This is a genomic window from Bacillus sp. FJAT-22090 (assembly GCF_001278755.1).
Lineage (GTDB): Bacteria > Bacillota > Bacilli > Bacillales_A > Planococcaceae > Psychrobacillus.
In genome coordinates this window covers 2169932-2190816 of the sequence record NZ_CP012601.1, presented here as the reverse complement: position 1 = coordinate 2190816, position 20885 = coordinate 2169932, and the positions used below count along the sequence as shown (strand labels likewise).

The following is a 20885-nucleotide window of genomic DNA, read 5'->3' as shown; positions in this document are numbered from 1 at the left end:
AGTTTTTTTGTGTGGGAGAAATTCTTTTCTTTTTTTATAACAAAAAGGTGTTGTCTAGACTTCAGCACCTTGCTCCTCGGGGTCAAATGTGAAATAGCTGCGGTGGCTGAGGAGCTGCCTCCTCGCTATTCCCCATTTGCCTGTCGGAGGCATACAGGATGTAGGTCATGCAGTCGTTGCGACACGATGTCGCGAACTTAGACTGTACTCCATTAAACAGGCGCTTACGCTTTTCGATTTGGACTGGACGATTTGAAAAAGGAGGAAATTATGATGAAGTTGAGTGTAGAAGAAGCAGAACAAACCTATGAAGAAGCTCAAATGCCTGCTGCTCCGAAGCAATTAGATGGAGCGGATGTTTTAATCGAAACACTAAAAAAACATCAAGTTGAAGTAGTATTTGGTTATCCAGGTGGTGCAGTTTTACCGATTTATGATGCATTATACAGAAATCCTATCAAACATATTCTAGCTCGTCACGAGCAAGGTGCAATCCATGCAGCTGAAGGATATGCAAGAGTATCAGGGAAAGTAGGGGTAGTTATTGCTACTTCTGGACCAGGTGCAACGAACTTAGTGACAGGTATTGCTGATGCTATGATGGACTCCATTCCACTCGTTGTTTTCACAGGTCAAGTTGCTACAACTGTTATTGGAACAGATGCTTTTCAAGAAGCGGACATCATTGGGATTACACAACCAATTACAAAGCATAATTACCAAGTGAAAGATGTAGCAGATTTACCAAGAATTGTTAACGAAGCTTTTCATATTGCTTCCACAGGTCGTCCAGGACCAGTCGTCGTAGATATCCCAAAAAATATGGCAACAGGCATGTTTGTTTCATCAGAGGATGTAAACCTAGAAGTAAATCTTCCAGGATATCAACCGACGACAACGCCTAACTTTTTACAAATACAGAAGGCAGCCCAAGCTATTTCTACTGCAAAACAACCATTGATACTTGCAGGTGCAGGTGTATTATTCGCCAAAGCATCAGATCAACTAGCAGCGTTTGCCGAGAAGTATCAAATCCCTGTAACCAATACACTCCTAGGACTTGGAAGTATAGAAGGCGATCATGAGTTGTTTTTAGGAATGGCAGGGATGCACGGGACTTACACAGCCAATATGGCAATTCAAACTTGTGACTTACTGATTAATGTAGGCGCAAGATTTGATGACCGTCTAACAGGAAACTTAAACTACTTTGCACCGAATGCAAAAGTGGTTCATATCGATATAGATCCAGCGGAGATTGGGAAAAACGTTCCTACAGAAATCCCAATTGTTGCGGATGCAAAGGAAGCTTTGGAGGCACTGCTTGCACAAGATGTGTCAAATGGAAATACTGCTACGTGGTTAGAGAGTTTACGTGTTTCACTAACAGAATATCCATTTCATTATCAAGCGAGTGAGGAAAGAGGGCTCTTACCACAGCAAGTGTTAGAGCTTGTACATGAGTATACAAATGGAGATGCAGTTGTAACTACTGATGTAGGACAGCATCAAATGTGGACTGCACAGTATTATAAATTCAATCATCCGCATAACTGGGTAACATCTGGTGGACTTGGAACAATGGGATTTGGTTTCCCAGCAGCAATTGGTGCACAGCTTGCTAAACCAGAAGCAAAAGTAATTTCCATCGTTGGAGATGCAGGTTTCCAAATGACACTTCAGGAACTGTCTCTACTACAAGAGATGAGAATCCCAGTAAAAGTTATTATCTTAAACAATCAAGCACTCGGAATGGTACGCCAATGGCAAGAGACATTCCATGGAGAGCGTTTCTCGCAATCTCTCATCCCAGTTCAGCCTGATTTCGTAAAATTAGCAGCTGCTTATGATATTAAAGGCTACAAAATCGAAACATATGAAGATGCAAAGGTTCAATTAAAAGAAGCACTTGCATCAGATGAGCCAGTCCTAATTGATTGTCGAGTTGTTCAAAAAGAAAGTGTCTATCCAATGGTTGCTCCAGGTAAAGGGCTACATGAAATGATTGGAGTGAAGCCAGAATGAAACGAATTATTACAGTAACAGTGATCAATCAAAGCGGTGTTTTAAACCGTGTTACTGGCCTACTCATGAAGCGTCAATTCAATATTGAAAGTATTACAGTGGGGCATACGGAACAACCGCAAATCTCTAAAATGACGTTTGTCGTAAACGTACAAGATGAACAAAAACTAGAACAGCTTTTAAAACAGCTTCAAAAACAAGTAGACGTGTTGAAAGTTAATGATATTACAGAAAAATCAATTGTTGTGAGAGAGTTGGCACTCGTGAAAGTCGTAGCGCCACCTGCTGTAAGAGCAGAGATAAACAGTATTATTGAACCATTCCGAGCTTATACAATCGACACGGGGAAAAACGTTGTTACCTTTCAAGTAACCGGTAACCCAGAAAAGATTGATGCTTTCATTGATCTGCTCAAACCATATGGTATTAAAGAGCTTACAAGAACAGGTGTTACAGCGTTTGTTCGTGAAACCCAAAAAACAAACACACCACAATTATCCATACTTTAAAAATGCAATACTGGTGAACAAAGCTTGTCTGATACTTAGTTATACAGTTTATAAACTTTTAAATAATATAAAAACCCAAATTCGAGGAGGAAATTATAATGGCTAAAATGTATTACAACGGAGATATCAACGAAGGACTTTTACAGGAAAAAACAATTGCAATCATCGGTTACGGATCACAAGGTCATGCACATGCACAAAACTTAAAGGATTCAGGTTTTAACGTAGTTGTTGGTATTCGTGCAGGGAAGTCATTCGATCAAGCAAAAGAAGACGGATTAGAAGTTTATTCTGTAAAAGAAGCAGCTGAAAAAGCAGACGTTATCATGATTTTATTACCAGATGAAAGACAAAAAGCTGTTTATGAAGAAGAGATACAGCCTGCATTAACTGCTGGAAAATCATTAGTGTTCGCTCACGGATTCAACGTACATTTTGATCAAATCGTACCTCCAGCTGATGTGGATGTATTCCTTGTAGCACCAAAAGGTCCAGGTCATTTAGTGCGTAGAACATACGAAGCAGGAGCAGGGGTACCAGGTTTATTCGCTGTATATCAAGATGCAACTGGTCAAGCAAAAGATTTAGCTCTAGCATATGCAAAAGGAATTGGAGCTGCTCGTGCTGGAGTTTTGGAAACAACATTCAAAGAAGAAACAGAAACAGATCTATTCGGAGAACAAGCAGTTCTTTGTGGTAGTACAACTGCAATAGTAAAAGCCGGATTTGAAACTTTAGTAGAAGCAGGATATCAACCAGAGCTTGCTTACTTTGAAACATTACACGAATTAAAACTGATTGTTGATTTAATGTACGAAGGTGGAATGGCAACAATGCGTTCTTCCATCTCAGATACAGCTGAGTGGGGAGACTTCGTTTCAGGTCCACGCATCATCGATGCTTCTGTAAAAGATCGTATGAAAGACGTATTAACGGACATTCAAGATGGAACATTTGCAAGAGAATGGATTAAAGAGAACGAAACAGATCGTCCAAAATATAACGCAATCAAAAAAGCAGAATCTGAACATCAAATTGAAGTTGTTGGTGCAAAACTTCGTGAAATGATGCCTTTCATCAATGAAGGTAAAAAACAAGTCAAGAAAGAAGTGGTGACGAGTGGTCAAAATTGATATTTTCGACACAACGCTACGTGATGGGGAGCAATCTGCAGGGATTAACCTAAACACGCAAGAAAAGTTAGAAATAGCTCGTCAGCTTGAAAAATTTGGAGTTTCTATCATAGAGGCAGGGTTTCCTGCTTCTTCACCTGGAGACTTTGAGGCAGTTAAATTAATTGCTAACACAGTAAAAAACTCAACGGTAACAGGGCTAGCTCGTTCGATTAAAAGTGATATTGAAACTTCTTGGGAGGCTTTAAAAGGTGGAGTACAGCCACATCTACACACATTTATCGCGACATCCCCGATTCATATGCAATATAAGCTGAACAAAACACCTGAGCAAGTTATTGAAATTGCAGTAGAATCCGTAAAGCTTGCGAGAAAATATTTTCCACTTGTTCAGTGGTCAGCGGAAGATGCAACACGTTCAGACCGTGATTTCCTAGTACGAATTATGAATGAAGTAATAAAAGCGGGAGCTACTACGATTAATATCCCTGATACTGTAGGATATGCTTCTCCAATTGAATATGGGGCTTTATTCAGATACTTGAGTGAGAACGTGACTGGTATTGAAAAAGTGAAGCTCTCTGCTCACTGTCATGATGATCTAGGATTAGCAGTTGCCAACACACTTGCAGCCATTGAAAATGGTGCTACACAAGTTGAAGGTACAATCAACGGAATTGGAGAACGTGCAGGCAATGCAGCGCTTGAAGAAGTTGCGGTTGCACTACATATTCGAAATGATTACTACAAAGCAGATTCCGGTATTGTTTTAAAAGAAACTAAACGCACAAGTCAGCTTGTAAGTAAGTTAACTGGGGTTGTGATCCAACCAAACAAAGCGGTTGTTGGGAAGAATGCATTTGCTCATGAATCAGGAATTCATCAAGATGGTATGCTGAAAAACCCAGAAACATATGAAATTATTACACCAGAATTGATTGGTGATGTAGCAACTGAACTAGTACTTGGTAAGCATTCTGGTCGCCATGCATTCTCTGATCGTGCAATACAGATGGGCTTCCAATTAAGTGATGAAAAGCTAAATGCTGCTTTTGTTGCATTCAAAAAATTAGCAGATAGTAAAAAAGAGATTACCGAGGAAGATTTATTTGTTTTATTGACAGATCAACAAGTTCAAACTTCTGAAGTGGAAGTCTATGAATTAGAAAGCGTACAGGTACAGTATGGTACTTCTAATATTCCAACTGCTACGGTTCAAGCTAAAACACCATCTGGTGAAGTGGAAGTAGTTTCTTCAACTGGAGCTGGATCTGTAGAAGCTATATTCAATACATTAGAAAAGCTAGTGAACGGAGAAGTTCATATTATTGATTATCGTGTATCTTCTGTCTCTAAAGGAAGAGATGCACTTGGCGAAGCAATCGTTAACCTAAGCTTTAATGGTGTTATTTCATCGGGGCGCAATGCATCTCAGGATGTATTGGAAGCATCTGCAAAAGCATATTTGAACGCTATAAACCGTCAATTAGTTAAATCACACTATCAAGAGCAAATAGCAGTACCACAATAAAAAATGGGAGTGAATGGGATGGAAAAAACGATAACGGTATTACCGGGAGATGGAATTGGTCCAGAAGTAACACAAGCAGCCGTAAAGGTGCTTCAAGCAGTTGCTCATCGCTTCAATCATACGTTTAATCTGCAATATGCGCTGATTGGTGGTGCGGCGATTGATGCGAAGGAAAATCCTCTTCCACAAGAAACAATTGATGCATGTAGTCAAAGTGATGCCATCCTTTTAGGCGCAGTAGGTGGGCCGAAATGGGATCAGAATCCATCTCATTTACGCCCTGAAAAAGGATTATTAGCAATCCGTAAACATTTCGGTTTATATGCAAATATTCGTCCTGTTAAAGCTATTCCAGCATTACTTGATGCATCGCCACTTAAGAAGGAAGTTGCAAAGGATGTGGACTTAGTAATCGTTCGTGAATTAACAGGCGGTCTGTATTTCGCTGAACCACGTAAGAAAACAAACGATTATGCGCTTGATACGCTTGTTTATACAAGAAAGGAAATTGAACGTATCGTCGATACAGCTTTCCAAATTGCTAGAAGTCGCAAAGGTAAACTAGCTTCTGTTGATAAAGCGAATGTCCTTGATTCTAGTAAATTATGGCGTGAAATCGTAGAAGAGAAAAAACAAGGATATCCAGATGTAGAAGTGGAGCATATGCTTGTTGATTCAACAGCGATGAAATTAATAACAAAGCCAGGAGCTTTTGATGTTATCGTAACGGAAAATATGTTTGGTGATATTTTAAGTGATGAAGCATCTGTAATTACTGGTTCACTAGGAATGCTTCCGTCAGCAAGTACACGTGAGGATGGCTTCGGTTTATATGAACCAGTACACGGATCAGCTCCTGATATTGCAGGGCAAAACAAAGCGAATCCGGCGGCAACGATTCTTTCTGTGGCAATGATGCTTCGTGAAGCATTCCAACTTGAAACAGAAGCAGCAGCAGTGGAAGAAGCAGTGTTTAATGTATTAAATGATGGAAATCTTACAGGTGATTTACAAGTAGAAGGAAAACGAGCGCTTTCTACAACAGAATGGACAGCAAAAGTATTAGAAGAGTTAGACTCAGAATTTGTATCTGAAAGCATAATGTTTTCTTATGTCTAACCAAAAGGAGAGGGACTAAATGGCAAAAACGATTATTGAGAAAATTTGGGATGAACACATTGTATACGAGGAAGAGGGTAAACCAGACCTTCTCTATATCGATTTACACTTGCTCCATGAAGTGACATCTCCTCAGGCTTTTGAAGGGCTACGACTAAATAATCGTAAGGTTCGTCGTCCGGATCTTTGCTTCGCAACAATGGATCATAACGTTCCAACACGAAACAGAGAGCAGATTAAGGATGTAATTGCACGTAAACAAATTAGCACGCTTCAACAAAACTGTGAAGAATTTGGTGTTCCTCTTGCCAATATGGATCATCCCGATCAAGGGATTGTCCATATTATTGGTCCAGAGCTTGGTCTAACACAACCAGGTAAAACAATTGTATGTGGGGATAGTCATACATCAACTCATGGTGCTTTTGGTGCCATTGCCTTTGGTATTGGTACAAGTGAAGTAGAACATGTGCTATCTACGCAAACACTATGGCAAGCGAAGCCGAAAACGATGGAAATCAAAGTAACAGGTGAACTTGGGTTTGGCGTAGCTGCTAAAGATATAATTCTAGCGATTATTTCAAAATTCGGTATCGATATGGGTACTGGATATATCGTGGAATATACAGGTGAGGCAATTCGTAAATTGTCGATGGAAGAGCGAATGACCATTTGTAATATGTCAATTGAAGCAGGAGCACGCGCAGGTTTGATTAGCCCAGATGAAACAACGGTTGAATTCCTTAGAGGACGTGAGCATGTTCCGACAGGTGAAGCATTTGAACAAGAAGCAGCTCGTTGGATAGCTCTAGCTACAGACGAAGGGGCAACTTACGATAAAACAGTAGAAATCTCTGCAGATGAAATCGAACCTTTTGTAACATGGGGAACTAATCCTTCGATGGGCTCAGGTGTTTCTAAGCACATTCCATTTACAAAAGATTTTTCGGAAACAAGCGATCAACAAGCGCATGAAAAAGCACTTGCTTATATGGGTCTCCAAGAGGGAATGCCTTTAGAGGAAATTCAAATTAGCAATGTATTTATCGGTTCTTGTACAAATGCTCGCCTAAGCGATTTACGTGCAGCAGCCAGTGTGATTGAAGGCCGTCAAGTACATCCGAATGTGAAGGCAATCGTCGTTCCAGGATCAAAAACAGTGAAAAAACAAGCAGAACAAGAAGGCATCGACAAAATATTCCTTGATGCAGGATTTGAATGGCGCGAATCTGGTTGCAGTATGTGTCTAGCGATGAATGACGATGTTGTACCAGCTGGTGAACATTGTGCATCTACTTCTAACCGAAACTTTGAAGGGCGCCAAGGTGCTGGGTCGAGAACTCATCTAATGAGTCCGGCAATGGCAGCAGCTGCAGCTATCGAAGGTCATATTGTAGATATTCGCAAATTTCAACTAGTGAATGCGTAAGGAGGAAAAACCGTGGAGCCTATTAATGAAATCAAAAGTGTTATTACACCTTTAAATCAAAAAAATGTAGATACAGATCAAATTATATCTAAAGAATTTCTAAAAAGAATTGAACGTACAGGATTCGGCAAATACTTATTTTACCACTGGCGCTTTGACGCACAAGGAAATCCAATCCAAAATTTCGTTTTAAATGACGAGCGTTATAAAGAATCTACTATATTAGTAGCACATGAGAACTTTGGATGTGGATCTTCACGTGAGCATGCACCCTGGTCCATTTTAGATTATGGCTTCCGTGTAGTTATTGCCCCAAGTTTCGCGGATATTTTCTACAATAACTGTATGAAAAATGGGCTTCTTCCGATTAAATTGTCCGTAGAAGAGGTAGAAGCACTTTTAAGTAATGAAGAATATAACGTAGAAGTAAACTTAGAAGCACAAACAGTTACTGGTGCTGACGGTGTAGTTTATTCATTCGATATCGATCCATATCAAAAGAAAATGCTTCTAAATGGTTGGGACGAAATTTCATTGACCTTCCAATACGAAGATTATATTAAAGCTTACGAATTAAAAAAGCATCAGGCGGTTTAAGACTGATAATGCGTAATCTTGTTTTATTAAAATTAGTAAACTAGGAGATGGTTTTGTTGGGAATTCATACGACACTGTAGGTTTATATCGAGCAACTGAAAAAGTAGCAGAGTTTGTTCATCGGACACCGTGTAAAAAGTCGACTACTTTGAATGGAATCAGTGGAAGAAAAGTATTTCTAAAAATGGAAAACTTGCAAAAAACGGGTTCATTCAAAATTCGAGGAGCAATGAATAAAGTTTCACAACTTACGGAAGCCGAATGTGCAAAAGGATTAATCGCAGCTTCAGCAGGAAATCATGCGCAAGGCGTCGCTTACGCTGGAAAAGCGCGAAATGTTCCAGTAACGATTTTCATGCCAATTGGAACTCCAGTAGCAAAAGTGGATGCCACTAAAGGGTATGGGGCAACGGTCAAGCTAGTGGGTCAAAATTTTGATGAAGCATATGTTGCAGCTAGAGAAGAACAGCTTCGAACTGGAGCAACATTCATACATCCATTTGACGATTTAGCCGTAATAGAAGGCCAAGCAACGGTAGCGATGGAAATGCTGCAACAACGACCGGAACTTGACACAATTGTCGTACCTGCTGGGGGAGGGGGATTACTTGCAGGCACATTGCTTGCAGTAAAATCGTCTCGCCCAGATATCCGTGTCATTGGTGTTCAGTCCATCAATTCAGCTGCAATTGCAGTTGCTTATAAAGGAAAGAACGCAGCTTTACTACCATACCAAGGCAAAACGATTGCTGAGGGCATAAACGTGAAAGTCCCTGGAAAGCTAACAATGAACATTATTCATTCCCTTGTGGACGACATCATCACAGTGACCGAGCAGGAGATTGCATCTGCAATTCTCTTTATGCTAGAACGCGAAAAAACGCTCATAGAAGGTGCAGGAGCCGCAGCAGTAGCGGCAGTGTTGAGTCACCACATCCCATCCTCCGCTGGGAACGTTGGAGTAATCGTGAGTGGAGGAAATTTCGACATTGGCAAACTAACCGAATGTCAGCAAATGTCCATTCAAGTTCCAATGGCAAAATAAAAATATTGAAACCGCTAGTTAAATCATCTAGCGGTTTTTTTTTAGTTTGGGGATCTTTCCAGATGGAGATATCGTGGTTAAACTTGTGAACTAGTGAGTAAATAGTTCAATGTCGCGAATACTAAACATTATATAGCTAGTAAAGATAAGAAAGTAGCGAGTAACAGCATACATACACTTCATCCATCTTTCATATCAAAATTTACCGATTAAGTTACTTGACTTTATTAACTAACTAAAATATAATAACTTACTATAAGTAACTAATGTTAGGAGTAATAAAAATGAAATATCAAAATAAACCTTACACTTTCGTAGAACTAGTAGAATTAAAAGTATCAGATTTAGAGCGTTCACTTAGTTATTATCAAGAAATAATTGGTTTTAAAATACTAGAGAAGCAAGAAAATAAAGCACTATTAACAGCTGATGGTAAAACCGCTCTTCTATCTCTTGAACAAAGAGCAAATAGTTTACCTAAAACACAAAAAACAACTGGTTTGTATCACTTTGCGCTATTATTACCTTCTCGTGCAGATTTGGGTGCAGTATTAAAGCATTTCATTGAAATAAATGAGCGAGTTGGAGCAGGAGATCATTTAGTGAGTGAAGCATTGTATTTAAATGATCCAGATGGAAACGGCATCGAAATTTATAGTGACCGTCCAGATACTGAGTGGACATGGAACGGTGAATTTGTAGCGATGGATACGCTTCAAATCGATGCACAAGGCATTTTAGCTGCTGGAGCGAGTACTAAGTGGGAAGGTTTACCGGAAGGTACTGTAATGGGGCATATTCACTTACACGTTAGTGAATTAGTTGAAACAGAAAAGTTTTATAAATTGTTAGGATTTGAGGTTGTTACACCTAATTATCCAGGAGCACTCTTCATGTCCACTGGCAAATACCATCACCATATCGGACTAAACACATGGGCTGGAGTAGGTGCACCACCAGCTGGAGAAAACGTAGTCGGTCTAGAAGCATTTTCGTTAGTCTACCCAAGCAATGAAGCACTAAATACAGCAGTAGAAAATTTAAAAACAAACGATATGAACGTAGTAGAAGAAAATGGATCATTTGTAACAAATGATCCTTCCCAAAATAAAATCAAATTAATTGTAAAATAAATCAAAAAGAGTGACTTCATATCAGATGAAGTCACTCTATTTATGTATAAAGGTAATCTATTCCTTCAAGTTAGCAAATAATTGTAGCCCATTTACATATAAAATCAATCATTATCCACTTAAAAAGAAACTAACGGTTATTTCTAATCTTCTCCCTCACAAAGCCTTCAGCATACCTCCATCTATCACGAGATTTTGCCCTGTCATATATGTATTCGCTTCTGAACACTATGACTTTTGCAAATTCTTCTGGCTCACCGTATCTTCCACTAGGAATTACTTGTTCATACCCCTCTCGGATCTCCTCCAATGTTACATTTTTCTTGTCTGCTGCTATTTGATCTAGCTCTGTGACACGGTCAGTTTGTATTCGACCTGGTCCGACAGTGCTGATTAATATATTGTTTGCTGCGTATTCACGAGCAATACTTTTGGAAAGTCCAACCATCCCTAATCTGAATGTATTCGACAAGATAAGACCGTCTAGCACTTCTTTTGTAGAGAAGGAAGAAATATTGACGATTCTGCCAAAATTTTGTTCTTTCATGAAGGGGAGGGCTAATCGAATAGTGCGAATATAGCTTAGTAGATTTTTTGCGAACGAAGCTTTCCAATCGTCATCATTTACTTGACCAAAGCCGCCAGGAGTAGGCCCATCTGCATTATTTATAAGAATATCCACCCCGCCAAGTTTAGCGTTAGCTGTCTCAAAGAGACGATTGATGTCGTTTTCCTACGTTACATCGCATACAGAAAAATAGACATTATTATTGTTACTTACCTGTTTTAATTCCTCGGAAGCTTTTTAAATTCATCTTCGTTTCGACTTGAAATGAGTACTTTCGAGCCTTCTCTTGCAAATTGAAGTGCCGTCGCTTTGCCTAGTCCTTTACTGGATGCCATAATGATGACACGTTTATCGGTTAGTCCTAAATTCATGTTCCTACTTCCTTTCACTGTGTAATTACTCTATCCTATATAGAATATTCAGTTTTGTCTTCTAAACTCTTTTGTAAAAGTATTGTAAAGATTGCTAGATTGCATACTTTTGAGGTAATACCCGTGCTATATTTTTCAGTAGGAGGTCTGAATACCTATGAAAAAGTGGTCTAGTATTCCATTGCGTATGAAGTATTTAATAGCTATTTTTAGTTCTTTTTTCTTATTTGGTACGATGGCGGTGATATTGATTATACAAGTTATACATAATCAAGAATTATCAGACCAGTTGGAAATCTCCTCACATAATGTCGAAAAAGCTGATATTATGAAGGCTGAAGTAGCGAGTTTGTATATTGCTATTTCGCATTATGCAGGAGATCCATTACCAGAATTTGAAGAAGGCTACGAAACGAGAAAAGCAAGTCTTGAAGAGCTTACACAAACAAGCCGCGAAAAAATTCAACACTTAGACTGGGATGCTTTTTCGAAAACGTTAAATGGCATGTATACGACGTATGAAAATAACTTAAAAAAATCAGTTGAAAAGAAGGATAATGTAGCGAAGCGTAGACAACTAAAGGCAATGAATGAGGAACAACTACAACTAACAGAAATGCTCAATGAGACAAGAAGGCTGGAATCGGAAAATCGACAATCAATTATTCATCAAATGAACCAAAGCCAACAAAGTATGATTTTAGTGGTTATCGCATCCTTCATAATCGCTGGGGTATTATCTGCAGCTTTGTTATTCTTAACAAATAGACAAATAAAAGAACAATTAGTGAAAGTAGCTTCCACTGCGAAAGAAATAGCAACTGGAAATTTACAAATAAAACCTCTTACTATATCTACAAAAGATGAGATTGGTGAAGTTTCTGTTGCAATGAATGAAATGCAAACGAACTTGAAAGACATGGTACATATCATTAAACAAATTGCAGAAAAACTAAGCAAAGATAGTACAATATTAAAAGACTATTCGCATGAAACGGTGGCAAGTACTGACACTGTGCAAACAGCAATCCATGAAACTACTAACAATATGATAGAACAAAAAGATGCTTCTATTGGAATAAGAGCATTTTTAGAAGAATTCTCACGTACTTTTGGAGAAGTTACTGACAAAGCAGTGGAAATGAATAACCATGCATCAATAGCTGTGCAAATAGCGGATGAAAGTGCGGATACAATGAAAAAAGCAGCAATTGAAGCTGGAAGATTACGTGCTTTATTTAAAGCGGCAGATAAAGAGCGAAAGCTATTACAAGAAAGAACGGAAGAAATTGCTCGTATGACTACTATCGTACAAACCATTTCAAAACAAACGAATTTACTTGCACTAAATGCTGGAATTGAAGCAGCGCGATCAGGGATACATGGTAAAGGATTCGCGGTTGTTGCCGAAGAAGTGAAAAAACTAGCTGATGAAGTCTCTACTACAGCAAATACGATTCATGAAATTTCTACTTCGATTACATTACAAGGAAATGAAATGGAAAAAGTATTTTCAGAAGGATTGTCCACCTCTAAGCATAATGCGACGACCTTCCAGTTATTACATGAAAAATTAGATGAAATAGTATCTTTTATTCGCGAATCAAAAAATCAGAATGAGCATATGGCCGACTCTATTATTACAATCGAGCAAGAAAAAAATACATCAGAAAAACTAATTTTTGCTCTAACTGAATCCATTGAAGAAAATACGGCTCACATGGAGCAAACGGTACAATTGCTTACCTCTAATGTTCAAACGATAGAATCCTTATCAGAACTTATAAATGAAGTTAGTGAACAAGCTACTATATTAGAGGAATCTACTTCTCGTTTCGCAATGTAACAAAAGCCTGAAAGGTCATCAAAATGACTTTTTAGGCTTTTTTATTTGATAAATCCAGTTTTTTTAGGACTTATGGTTATTTTATTTGTGATTTTAGGACTAATAAACAAAGATTTTTGTAACACATTTGTTACACAAATGTAAAATTAAAATGGAATATTTAATGGTAAGATGACTTTAGAGAAATTATCAGAAAACTTTAGTCACTTGGGGGAACAACATGAATTTGAAATCCACGTCTAAAAAGATCATTACTATATGCTTATTATCTATACTTTTAGTCACAGCACCATTCGCAGGAAATACTGAAGCTTCAACTGCAGTAAATTCAGATGAACTAGTAGCAACAGCTAAAAACTTAATAGGAATAAAATATCGTGGTGGTGGGACAACTAAAGCTGGATTTGATTGTTCTGGATTTGTGAATTATGTTTTTGATGATTTAGGAATCGACCTTCCAAGAACTTCTGCTGGTATGCATAGTTCAGGGGATAAAGTTAGTAAAGAGGATTTAAAATCAGGTGATTTGGTATTCTTTAACACTTCTGGTAAGGGTGTTTCACATGTTGGTATATACATAGGTGACGGTAAATTTATTCATTCATCCACATCAAAAGGTGTGAAAGTTGATAAGTTGAGTGACCCATATTATTGGGGAAAACGCTATGTTGGTGCTAAACGAGTGGCAGAAGTAGCTGTAGCTGTAAACAAATAAAACATATAAATAATTGCTCTATCGTATAATTTACGGTAGAGTATTTTTTTATTTTGGGTAAAATCACATTTATTTGAAAATATACTTTTCCTTCTTCATAGTAAAGGAAAGATTTTGTAATAAAGATTTTGTCTAAGGGGTGAATAAAATGCTCTATAAACGAAACGAATATTTTAGGTATACGTTCGAAGAACCATTTAAGGCAACTTTTCGATTAATAAAAGACGCAAGTGAAACATCGCCTGAAGAAATTTCTAAAAAAGGTAATTGTAAAATGATTGATATTAGCCCAAAAGGGGTAAAGATGTATTCGGAGCTGTTTATAGCCATTGATAAATTAAACCATGTGGAACTCCAATTTCAATTAGATGAGACGCCAATGCAGATTATTGGTGAATTTATATGGTCTCGTCGTCAAAAAGAAGGGTTTGAATATGGTGTAAGGCTAATGGGCGACGAGGTTAGTGAAAGTTTAATCATCAGTGAACTAAAAAGCAGACGTAAAAAAGAACTGGAACTTAAGAAGTAAAGTTTATTCCAAAGTTCGACAAAACTTAAAATTTTCTTTTTAAAAGAAGGATATTTTAAGGTGTATGTAGAAAAATAATATAAGCGTTATATTAAAGGAGGAGTTTACATGTTAAACTTTAACATTCGTGGAGAAAATATTGAGGTGACTCCTGCAATTCGAGAATATGTCGAAGGAAAAGTAGAGAAAGTTGCCCGATACTTTAACGAAGAGATCCAAGCTACTGCCAATGTAAATCTGAAAGTGTATAATGATAAGCAGACGAAGGTTGAAGTAACTATTCCTATGAAAAATCTAACTCTTCGTGCAGAAGAGCGAAACGCGGATATGTATGCTGCAATTGATTTAATTGTTGATAAATTAGAACGTCAAATTCGTAAGTACAAAACAAAAGTAAACCGTAAATTCCGTGAACGCGAAGGGGTAGCAGCATATTTTGCTAGCGTGGACTCTCCTGATACATCAGTGGAACAGAATGAAGAAGATGAATACAATATTGTTCGTACAAAGCAATTTGATCTTAAACCAATGGACCATGAAGAAGCTGTATTACAAATGAATATGTTAGGCCATAATTTCTATATCTTTACAGATGCAGAATCCAATGGAACTAACATTGTGTATAAACGGAAAGATGGTAAGTACGGACTAATTGAAACAAACTAATCTGACTGTTTACAAACGCTTTCATTCTTCGTTACTAGCACCTGTGGTTACTTGTCGCAAACAAGAACGACAAGCGATTTCATCCAGTTAGATAATATCCTAACTCTCCTCCATGCAAGAGGAGAGTTTTTTTATGTTAATATAAAGGTGAAAGAAAATCTTTACTCCTGCAATTTTAGCGCAAACAACCTCTTTGTGAACCGACATGTTGTTTGCACCACTATGTAACGAATGGTAAAATGGGGAGTAAGACTAAATGGGAAGTGAAAAATAGATGCTTGGTGTATTAAATAAAGTATTCGATTTAAATAAACGTGACCTTAAACGACTAGAAAAAGTCGCTGATAAAGTAGAAGCCTTAGCTGGAGAAATGGAAGCCAAGACTGATGATGAATTACGTGCTAAAACCGACGAATTTCGTACACGCTATGCAAACGGAGAAACATTAGATGGATTATTGCCAGAAGCATTTGCTGTAGTACGTGAAGGTGCAAGACGTGTTCTAGGATTGTATCCTTTCCGCGTGCAAATCATGGGTTCTGTTGCACTTCATGAAGGAAATATTGCAGAAATGAAAACAGGGGAAGGGAAAACACTTACTTCTACTATGTCTGTATATTTAAATGCCATTCCTGGACTTGGCTCACACGTTGTAACTGTCAACGAATACTTATCAAGTCGTGATGCGACGGAAATGGGACAACTGTTTGAGTTTTTAGGGATGACTGTTGGCTTAAATTTAAATTCATTGTCTAAAGAAGAAAAACGTGAAGCTTACGCTTGCGACATAACATACTCTACTAATAATGAACTAGGTTTTGACTATTTACGCGATAATATGGTGTTATACAAGGAAGATAAAGTTCAACGTCCACTTCATTATGCAGTAATAGATGAAGTTGACTCCATCTTAATTGATGAAGCAAGAACGCCATTAATTATTTCTGGACAAGCAAATAAGGCAGCTCTTCTTTATAAACAAGCTAATGCTTTCGTTCGGACTTTAACGAAAGAAACAGACTATACGTATGAAGAATCAACAAAAGGTGTAACTTTAACAGATACTGGTGTTGAAAAAGTAGAAAAAGCATTTGGGATTGAAAACTTGTTTGATTTAACACATGTTCGTTTAAATCATGCAGTCAATCAATCATTAAAAGCACATGTCTCTATGCACCTCGATGTAGATTATGTAGTTCAAGATGAAGAAGTTGTTATCGTTGACTCATTTACTGGACGTCTAATGAAAGGACGTCGTTATAGTGATGGTCTTCATCAAGCAATCGAAGCAAAAGAAGGCTTAGAAATTCAAAATGAATCGATGACAATGGCAACCATTACATTCCAAAATTTCTTCCGTATGTACGACAAATTATCAGGTATGACTGGTACAGCGAAAACAGAGGAAGAGGAATTCCGTAATATTTACAATATGAATGTTATTGCTATTCCAACGAATCGCCCAATTATGAGAGACGACCGTGCAGACTTAATATACGCATCGATGAATGGCAAGTTTGAAGCTGTTGCGGCTGATATTGCCGAGAGAAATAAAAATGGCCAACCTGTTTTGATTGGTACTGTAGCCATTGAAACATCTGAAATTATTTCCAATTTGTTAACAAAACACGGTATTAAGCATAATGTATTAAATGCGAAAAATCATGAACATGAAGCAGAAATAATTGCAACAGCTGGTCATATGGGCTCTGTAACAATTGCTACGAACATGGCTGGTCGTGGTACAGATATTAAACTTGGTGAAGGTGTTATTGAAGTCGGTGGATTGGCTGTTATCGGTACAGAACGCCATGAATCTAGACGTATTGATAATCAGCTTCGTGGACGTTCTGGTCGTCAAGGAGATCCAGGTATTACACAGTTCTATCTATCGATGGAAGACGAGTTGATGCGTCGATTCGGTTCAGATAATATGCGTAATATGATGTCGAAGCTTGGCATGGATGATTCACAACCAATTCAATCTAAAATGGTTTCTCGAGCAGTAGAATCAGCGCAAAAACGTGTAGAAGGTAATAACTTTGATTCACGAAAACGTCTATTGCAATATGATGACGTATTACGTCAGCAACGTGAGATCATCTACAAAGAGCGTAATGAAGTATTAGAAACAGAGAATATGCGTGCACTAGTGGAATCAATGATTTTCGGAGTAATTGAACGCTTAGTCGGATCCTTTACAAACTCTGAAAATAAAGCGGAGTGGAATTTAAAAGGAATTGAAGACTATATCAATGCGAATTTATTGCCAGAAGGTATTATTTCACAACAAAGTTTAGAGGGTTTATCTTCGGAAGAAATCATCGATAAACTTAAAGAAGAAGTAATTCGATTCTATGATGCAAAAGAGGAAGATTTATCTGCTGAACGTATGCGTGAATTCGAAAAAGTAGTGTTACTACGTTCGATAGACTCGAAATGGATCGATCATATCGATGCAATGGATCAGCTTCGTCAAGGTATTCATTTACGAGCTTATGGACAAAACGATCCACTACGTGAGTACCAAAGTGAAGGTTTTGCGATGTTTGAGGCAATGGTGGAAGCGATTCAAGAGGACGTTGCAAAATATGCAATGAAAGCGGAAATTCGCAATAACCTCGAGCGCGAAGAAGTAGCAAAAGGTCAAGCAGTGAATCCGAAAGAAGATGGAGAAGCTGTTAAGAAAAAACCTGTTCGCAATGAAGCGGCGGTCGGGCGAAATGATTTATGTCCTTGTGGAAGCGGGAAGAAGTTTAAAAACTGTCACGGAGCTGTGCAGTAATAAACGATAACTCAAGCGTCTATGTCTGCTTTTTTACGTAAAGTGACTAGGCGCTTGAAATTTGCGTATATTTAAGAGAATTTAAGAAAGTCGGAGGCAATATAAAATGGTGGAAATAGCAGCTATACGAAATGAATTAGATCGAACAGCAGGTAAATTGGAAGACTTTAGGGGGTCTCTTTGACTTAGAAAACAAAGAGGTTCGTATACAAGAATTAGAAGAAATGATGACTTTTCCGGACTTTTGGGATGACTCACAAAGTGCTCAGAAAGTAATCAATGAGATGAATGGGTTAAAAGGGATCGTAGAGCAATACAAAGACCTTGTATCGACACAAGAAAATCTAGAAATGACGCTTGAATTAATTAAAGAAGAACCAGATGAAGAATTACAAGAAGAGCTTGGCGTTGAACTAAAAGATTTCAGTAGTAAACTAGGAGACTTTGAATTGCAAATGCTATTAAGCGAAGAATATGATAAGCATAATGCTATTCTAGAGTTGCATCCAGGAGCTGGTGGAACAGAGTCTCAAGACTGGGGTTCGATTTTACTTCGTATGTACCAGCGCTGGGCAGATAAACATGGCTTTAAAGTGGAAACAATCGATTATTTACCAGGTGATGAAGCAGGTATTAAATCGGTTACGTTGCTAATAAAAGGACATAATGCATACGGCTATTTAAAAGCAGAAAAGGGTGTGCATCGTCTTGTACGTATTTCACCTTTTGACTCATCAGGCCGTAGACATACATCTTTTGTTTCATGTGAAGTAATGCCAGAGTTTAACGACGAAATCGAAATTGAGATTCGTAATGAAGATTTGAAAATTGATACGTATCGTGCAACTGGTGCCGGTGGTCAGCATATCAATACTACCGATTCTGCAGTTCGTATTACACATCTACCAACCAACACAGTTGTTACTTGTCAAACTGAACGTTCACAGATTAAAAACCGTGAACACGCCATGAAATTATTAAAATCTAAATTGTACCAATTGAAAATTGAAGAGCAAGAAGCACAACTTGCTGAAATCCGTGGAGAACAAAAGGAAATCGGATGGGGAAGTCAAATTCGATCTTATGTATTCCACCCATATTCAATGGTAAAAGATCATCGTACAAATGAAGAGAGCGGTAACGTTCACGCTGTAGTGGACGGAGAACTAGACCAATTTATTCATGCCTATTTACAATCTAAAATAAATTAATAGACGAATCATACTTCGATGTTATAATTAGGTAACATTGGAGTATTTTTTTGTCTTTAATTTGAATATTTTGGAGGATAGCAGGATGAATATTGTAGACATTAAGAAACAGGATTTACAAAGGAAAAACTTCATTTTATTTTTAGCTTATGGACTGGCAGGTACTTTAGGTCTCATTGCGCAAATTATGTTAAAGCAAGACAACGCTGTTATTATCTCCATTGGGGTACCACTAATTTTAACTGTCGCGATTTATTTTCTTACTAGATTAATAAACAAATTAGCAATTATCTTTCCGTACATTGTCATTATTTCAGGCACAATCACAGCGACGGGAACAGCTTATTTTTATGAAGTAAGTATTGCTACAATTGTTTTAGCACTTTTTGTACTAATATTAAGTAGTTTACACAATAATCAGGGAGTATTTTTATTTGGCTACATTTTTTCTGTTCTTGGAATGATTGTAAATGTTTTACTGGATACAACTGGTATTTTCGAAGGTAAAACGATTAATGTCTTTTTTGTACAATTTATAATGGCTTTAGGTATTTTTCTACAAGTTAGGCAAAGTAAAGCATTATTTACTAATGTTGAGAATTTAGTAGGTAATGCGGAAATGAAAGTAAAAGAAGAGGAATTACATAAACAACATCTCCAAACCGCCGTGACAACCATTACAACTAATCTGGAACAGATACGTAATAGTACACATGCTTCTATATATTCGCAGCAAGAGATGCTTCAGGCAGTAGATGAAGTAAGCATTGGCTCTCAACGACAAGCAGATCATGTTGTAGATATTGTAAAGAATACAGAGGCTACAACAGATTCTGTAAAAGAAATGGTTGGTCATTTAAATGCAATTGTCCGTCAAGCAGAAATAGCTGAAAAAAATGCAGCTGATGGCTCCATAGTAATGAATGAGATGAAAAATGAGATCGATCAATTTACAGTATTTTTTGTCGAGTTGAATAAAACATTCAATGATCTTTCCAATAAAATCAATGAAACAAATGAATTCGCGAGTACTATTCGAAAAATAACCGAGCAAACCAATTTATTAGCATTAAACGCATCTATTGAAGCTGCGAGAGCTGGAGAACAAGGAAAAGGTTTTGCAGTAGTTGCAGAAGAAATAAGGAAATTAGCTGGAGTGACAGATCAGTCTCTAGAAAAGATAGATACAAACTTAAACGAAGTAAACAAATATAATGAAGCAGCATTGGGTAAACTAGAAATAGGTGTTACTCAAATCTATTCCCAAGTACAAACGGCAGATAAGTCGAATAAGTCATTCAACGAGTTATTTGAGACAATGCAATCTTTACAATATGAACTATCAAAATTTTTAAAAGATGTGGATGCGATTGCTGAAAATAGTGAAGCTATCCAAACGAGTACGAACGAATTTGCAGCTATTATAGAAGAAAGTACCGCTGCAGTAGAAGAGCTTAATGCAACTTTAGTTAATATTACGGATGAACAAAAGACAATTGCAAAATATATCGACGAAACATACGAAGAAACACAATCAATTAAGAAATGAGAGATGATGCCTAACATGTTGGGCAGACTGTGGACAAACTCTAAGGAATTTGAGTTTGTCTACAGTCTTTTTTCAATTAAAATAAAAATTGGGATTTCCGCTACTGGGGGATGATTTACGAGGG

16 protein-coding genes and 1 pseudogene are annotated in these 20885 nt (G+C 37.6%); 16 read left to right on the top strand and 1 reads right to left on the bottom strand.

The window, feature by feature from the left end:
• Positions 1-321 precede the first annotated feature (321 nt).
• From ilvB to AM499_RS11145, 9 genes are all read left to right on the top strand, one after another.
• On the top strand, positions 322-2025 hold the full coding sequence (ilvB, locus tag AM499_RS11185; RefSeq protein WP_053592174.1) for an acetolactate synthase large subunit: 1704 nt from the start codon (positions 322-324) through the stop codon (positions 2023-2025).
• On the top strand, positions 2022-2534 hold the full coding sequence (ilvN, locus tag AM499_RS11180; RefSeq protein ID WP_053590288.1) for an acetolactate synthase small subunit: 513 nt from the start codon (positions 2022-2024) through the stop codon (positions 2532-2534). The genes ilvB and ilvN overlap by 4 nt, the downstream gene beginning before the upstream one ends.
• 98 nt (positions 2535-2632) lie before the next feature.
• A complete protein-coding gene (gene ilvC / locus AM499_RS11175; RefSeq protein ID WP_053590287.1) occupies positions 2633-3667 on the top strand; it encodes a ketol-acid reductoisomerase in 1035 nt (344 codons plus the stop codon).
• The gene (locus AM499_RS11170; protein ID WP_053590286.1) at positions 3654-5198 is read left to right on the top strand and encodes a 2-isopropylmalate synthase; all 1545 of its coding nucleotides are present in this window, start codon (positions 3654-3656) and stop codon (positions 5196-5198) included. Before ilvC ends, AM499_RS11170 begins: the two co-directional genes overlap by 14 nt.
• 18 nt (positions 5199-5216) lie before the next feature.
• Positions 5217-6317 (top strand): 3-isopropylmalate dehydrogenase, encoded by a 1101-nt coding sequence (leuB, locus tag AM499_RS11165; protein ID WP_053590285.1) that lies wholly within the window; start codon positions 5217-5219, stop codon positions 6315-6317.
• 19 nt (positions 6318-6336) lie between these two features.
• Complete coding sequence (gene leuC / locus AM499_RS11160) at positions 6337-7746, top strand: 3-isopropylmalate dehydratase large subunit (RefSeq protein WP_053590284.1); 1410 nt, start codon at positions 6337-6339, stop codon at positions 7744-7746.
• Positions 7747-7758: 12 nt separating this feature from the next.
• The gene (gene leuD / locus AM499_RS11155; protein WP_053590283.1) at positions 7759-8343 is read left to right on the top strand and encodes a 3-isopropylmalate dehydratase small subunit; all 585 of its coding nucleotides are present in this window, start codon (positions 7759-7761) and stop codon (positions 8341-8343) included.
• A 148-nt stretch (positions 8344-8491) separates the two neighbouring features.
• Positions 8492-9388 carry a threonine/serine dehydratase family protein gene (locus AM499_RS11150; RefSeq protein ID WP_231687443.1) on the top strand — a complete coding sequence of 299 codons (897 nt, stop codon included), beginning with the start codon at positions 8492-8494 and terminating at the stop codon, positions 9386-9388.
• Between the two features lie 284 nt (positions 9389-9672).
• On the top strand, positions 9673-10521 hold the full coding sequence (locus AM499_RS11145; RefSeq protein ID WP_053590282.1) for a VOC family protein: 849 nt from the start codon (positions 9673-9675) through the stop codon (positions 10519-10521).
• A gap of 156 nt (positions 10522-10677) precedes the next feature.
• On the opposite strand, the pseudogene AM499_RS11140 reads toward AM499_RS11145, so the two are convergent.
• Positions 10678-11460, bottom strand: a pseudogene (locus AM499_RS11140) (SDR family oxidoreductase).
• A gap of 157 nt (positions 11461-11617) precedes the next feature.
• Here AM499_RS11140 and AM499_RS11135 point away from each other — a divergent pair.
• The 7 genes from AM499_RS11135 (at position 11618) to AM499_RS11105 (ending at position 20761) form a co-directional block, all read left to right on the top strand.
• The gene (locus tag AM499_RS11135) at positions 11618-13306 is read left to right on the top strand and encodes a methyl-accepting chemotaxis protein (RefSeq protein WP_053590281.1); all 1689 of its coding nucleotides are present in this window, start codon (positions 11618-11620) and stop codon (positions 13304-13306) included.
• 220 nt (positions 13307-13526) lie between these two features.
• Complete coding sequence (locus tag AM499_RS11130; protein WP_053590280.1) at positions 13527-14021, top strand: C40 family peptidase; 495 nt, start codon at positions 13527-13529, stop codon at positions 14019-14021.
• A gap of 148 nt (positions 14022-14169) precedes the next feature.
• Positions 14170-14550: a PilZ domain-containing protein gene (locus AM499_RS11125; RefSeq protein ID WP_053590279.1), complete on the top strand. Its 381-nt coding sequence runs from the start codon at positions 14170-14172 to the stop codon at positions 14548-14550.
• Positions 14551-14658: 108 nt separating this feature from the next.
• On the top strand, positions 14659-15216 hold the full coding sequence (gene hpf, locus AM499_RS11120; protein WP_053590278.1) for a ribosome hibernation-promoting factor, HPF/YfiA family: 558 nt from the start codon (positions 14659-14661) through the stop codon (positions 15214-15216).
• Between the two features lie 274 nt (positions 15217-15490).
• Positions 15491-18001 (top strand): preprotein translocase subunit SecA, encoded by a 2511-nt coding sequence (gene secA / locus AM499_RS11115; protein WP_053590277.1) that lies wholly within the window; start codon positions 15491-15493, stop codon positions 17999-18001.
• Positions 18002-18110: 109 nt separating this feature from the next.
• Positions 18111-19212, top strand: a protein-coding gene (gene prfB / locus AM499_RS11110; RefSeq protein ID WP_156316864.1) for a peptide chain release factor 2 whose coding sequence is annotated in 2 segments (ribosomal slippage) — positions 18111-18182 and positions 18184-19212 — 1101 coding nt in all. Because the reading frame shifts where the segments join, the coding sequence is not laid out codon by codon here.
• An 85-nt stretch (positions 19213-19297) separates the two neighbouring features.
• Positions 19298-20761, top strand: coding sequence for a methyl-accepting chemotaxis protein (locus AM499_RS11105; protein ID WP_053590276.1), 1464 nt, complete (start codon positions 19298-19300; stop codon positions 20759-20761).
• The last annotated feature ends 124 nt before the right edge of the window (positions 20762-20885 follow it).

Excerpts from the sequence above, each read along its gene's own strand:
- AM499_RS11105 (WP_053590276.1), top strand. The coding sequence starts at position 19,298 with ATGAATATTGTAGACATTAAGAAACAGGATTTACAAAGGAAAAACTTC.
- AM499_RS11145 (WP_053590282.1), top strand. The coding sequence starts at position 9,673 with ATGAAATATCAAAATAAACCTTACACTTTCGTAGAACTAGTAGAATTA.
- AM499_RS11125 (WP_053590279.1), top strand. The coding sequence starts at position 14,170 with ATGCTCTATAAACGAAACGAATATTTTAGGTATACGTTCGAAGAACCA.
- AM499_RS11135 (WP_053590281.1), top strand. The coding sequence starts at position 11,618 with ATGAAAAAGTGGTCTAGTATTCCATTGCGTATGAAGTATTTAATAGCT.
- hpf (WP_053590278.1), top strand. The coding sequence starts at position 14,659 with ATGTTAAACTTTAACATTCGTGGAGAAAATATTGAGGTGACTCCTGCA.
- leuB (WP_053590285.1), top strand. The coding sequence starts at position 5,217 with ATGGAAAAAACGATAACGGTATTACCGGGAGATGGAATTGGTCCAGAA.
- secA (WP_053590277.1), top strand. The coding sequence starts at position 15,491 with ATGCTTGGTGTATTAAATAAAGTATTCGATTTAAATAAACGTGACCTT.
- ilvB (WP_053592174.1), top strand. The coding sequence starts at position 322 with ATGCCTGCTGCTCCGAAGCAATTAGATGGAGCGGATGTTTTAATCGAA.
- AM499_RS11130 (WP_053590280.1), top strand. The coding sequence starts at position 13,527 with ATGAATTTGAAATCCACGTCTAAAAAGATCATTACTATATGCTTATTA.
- leuC (WP_053590284.1), top strand. The coding sequence starts at position 6,337 with ATGGCAAAAACGATTATTGAGAAAATTTGGGATGAACACATTGTATAC.
- ilvC (WP_053590287.1), top strand. The coding sequence starts at position 2,633 with ATGGCTAAAATGTATTACAACGGAGATATCAACGAAGGACTTTTACAG.
- ilvN (WP_053590288.1), top strand. The coding sequence starts at position 2,022 with ATGAAACGAATTATTACAGTAACAGTGATCAATCAAAGCGGTGTTTTA.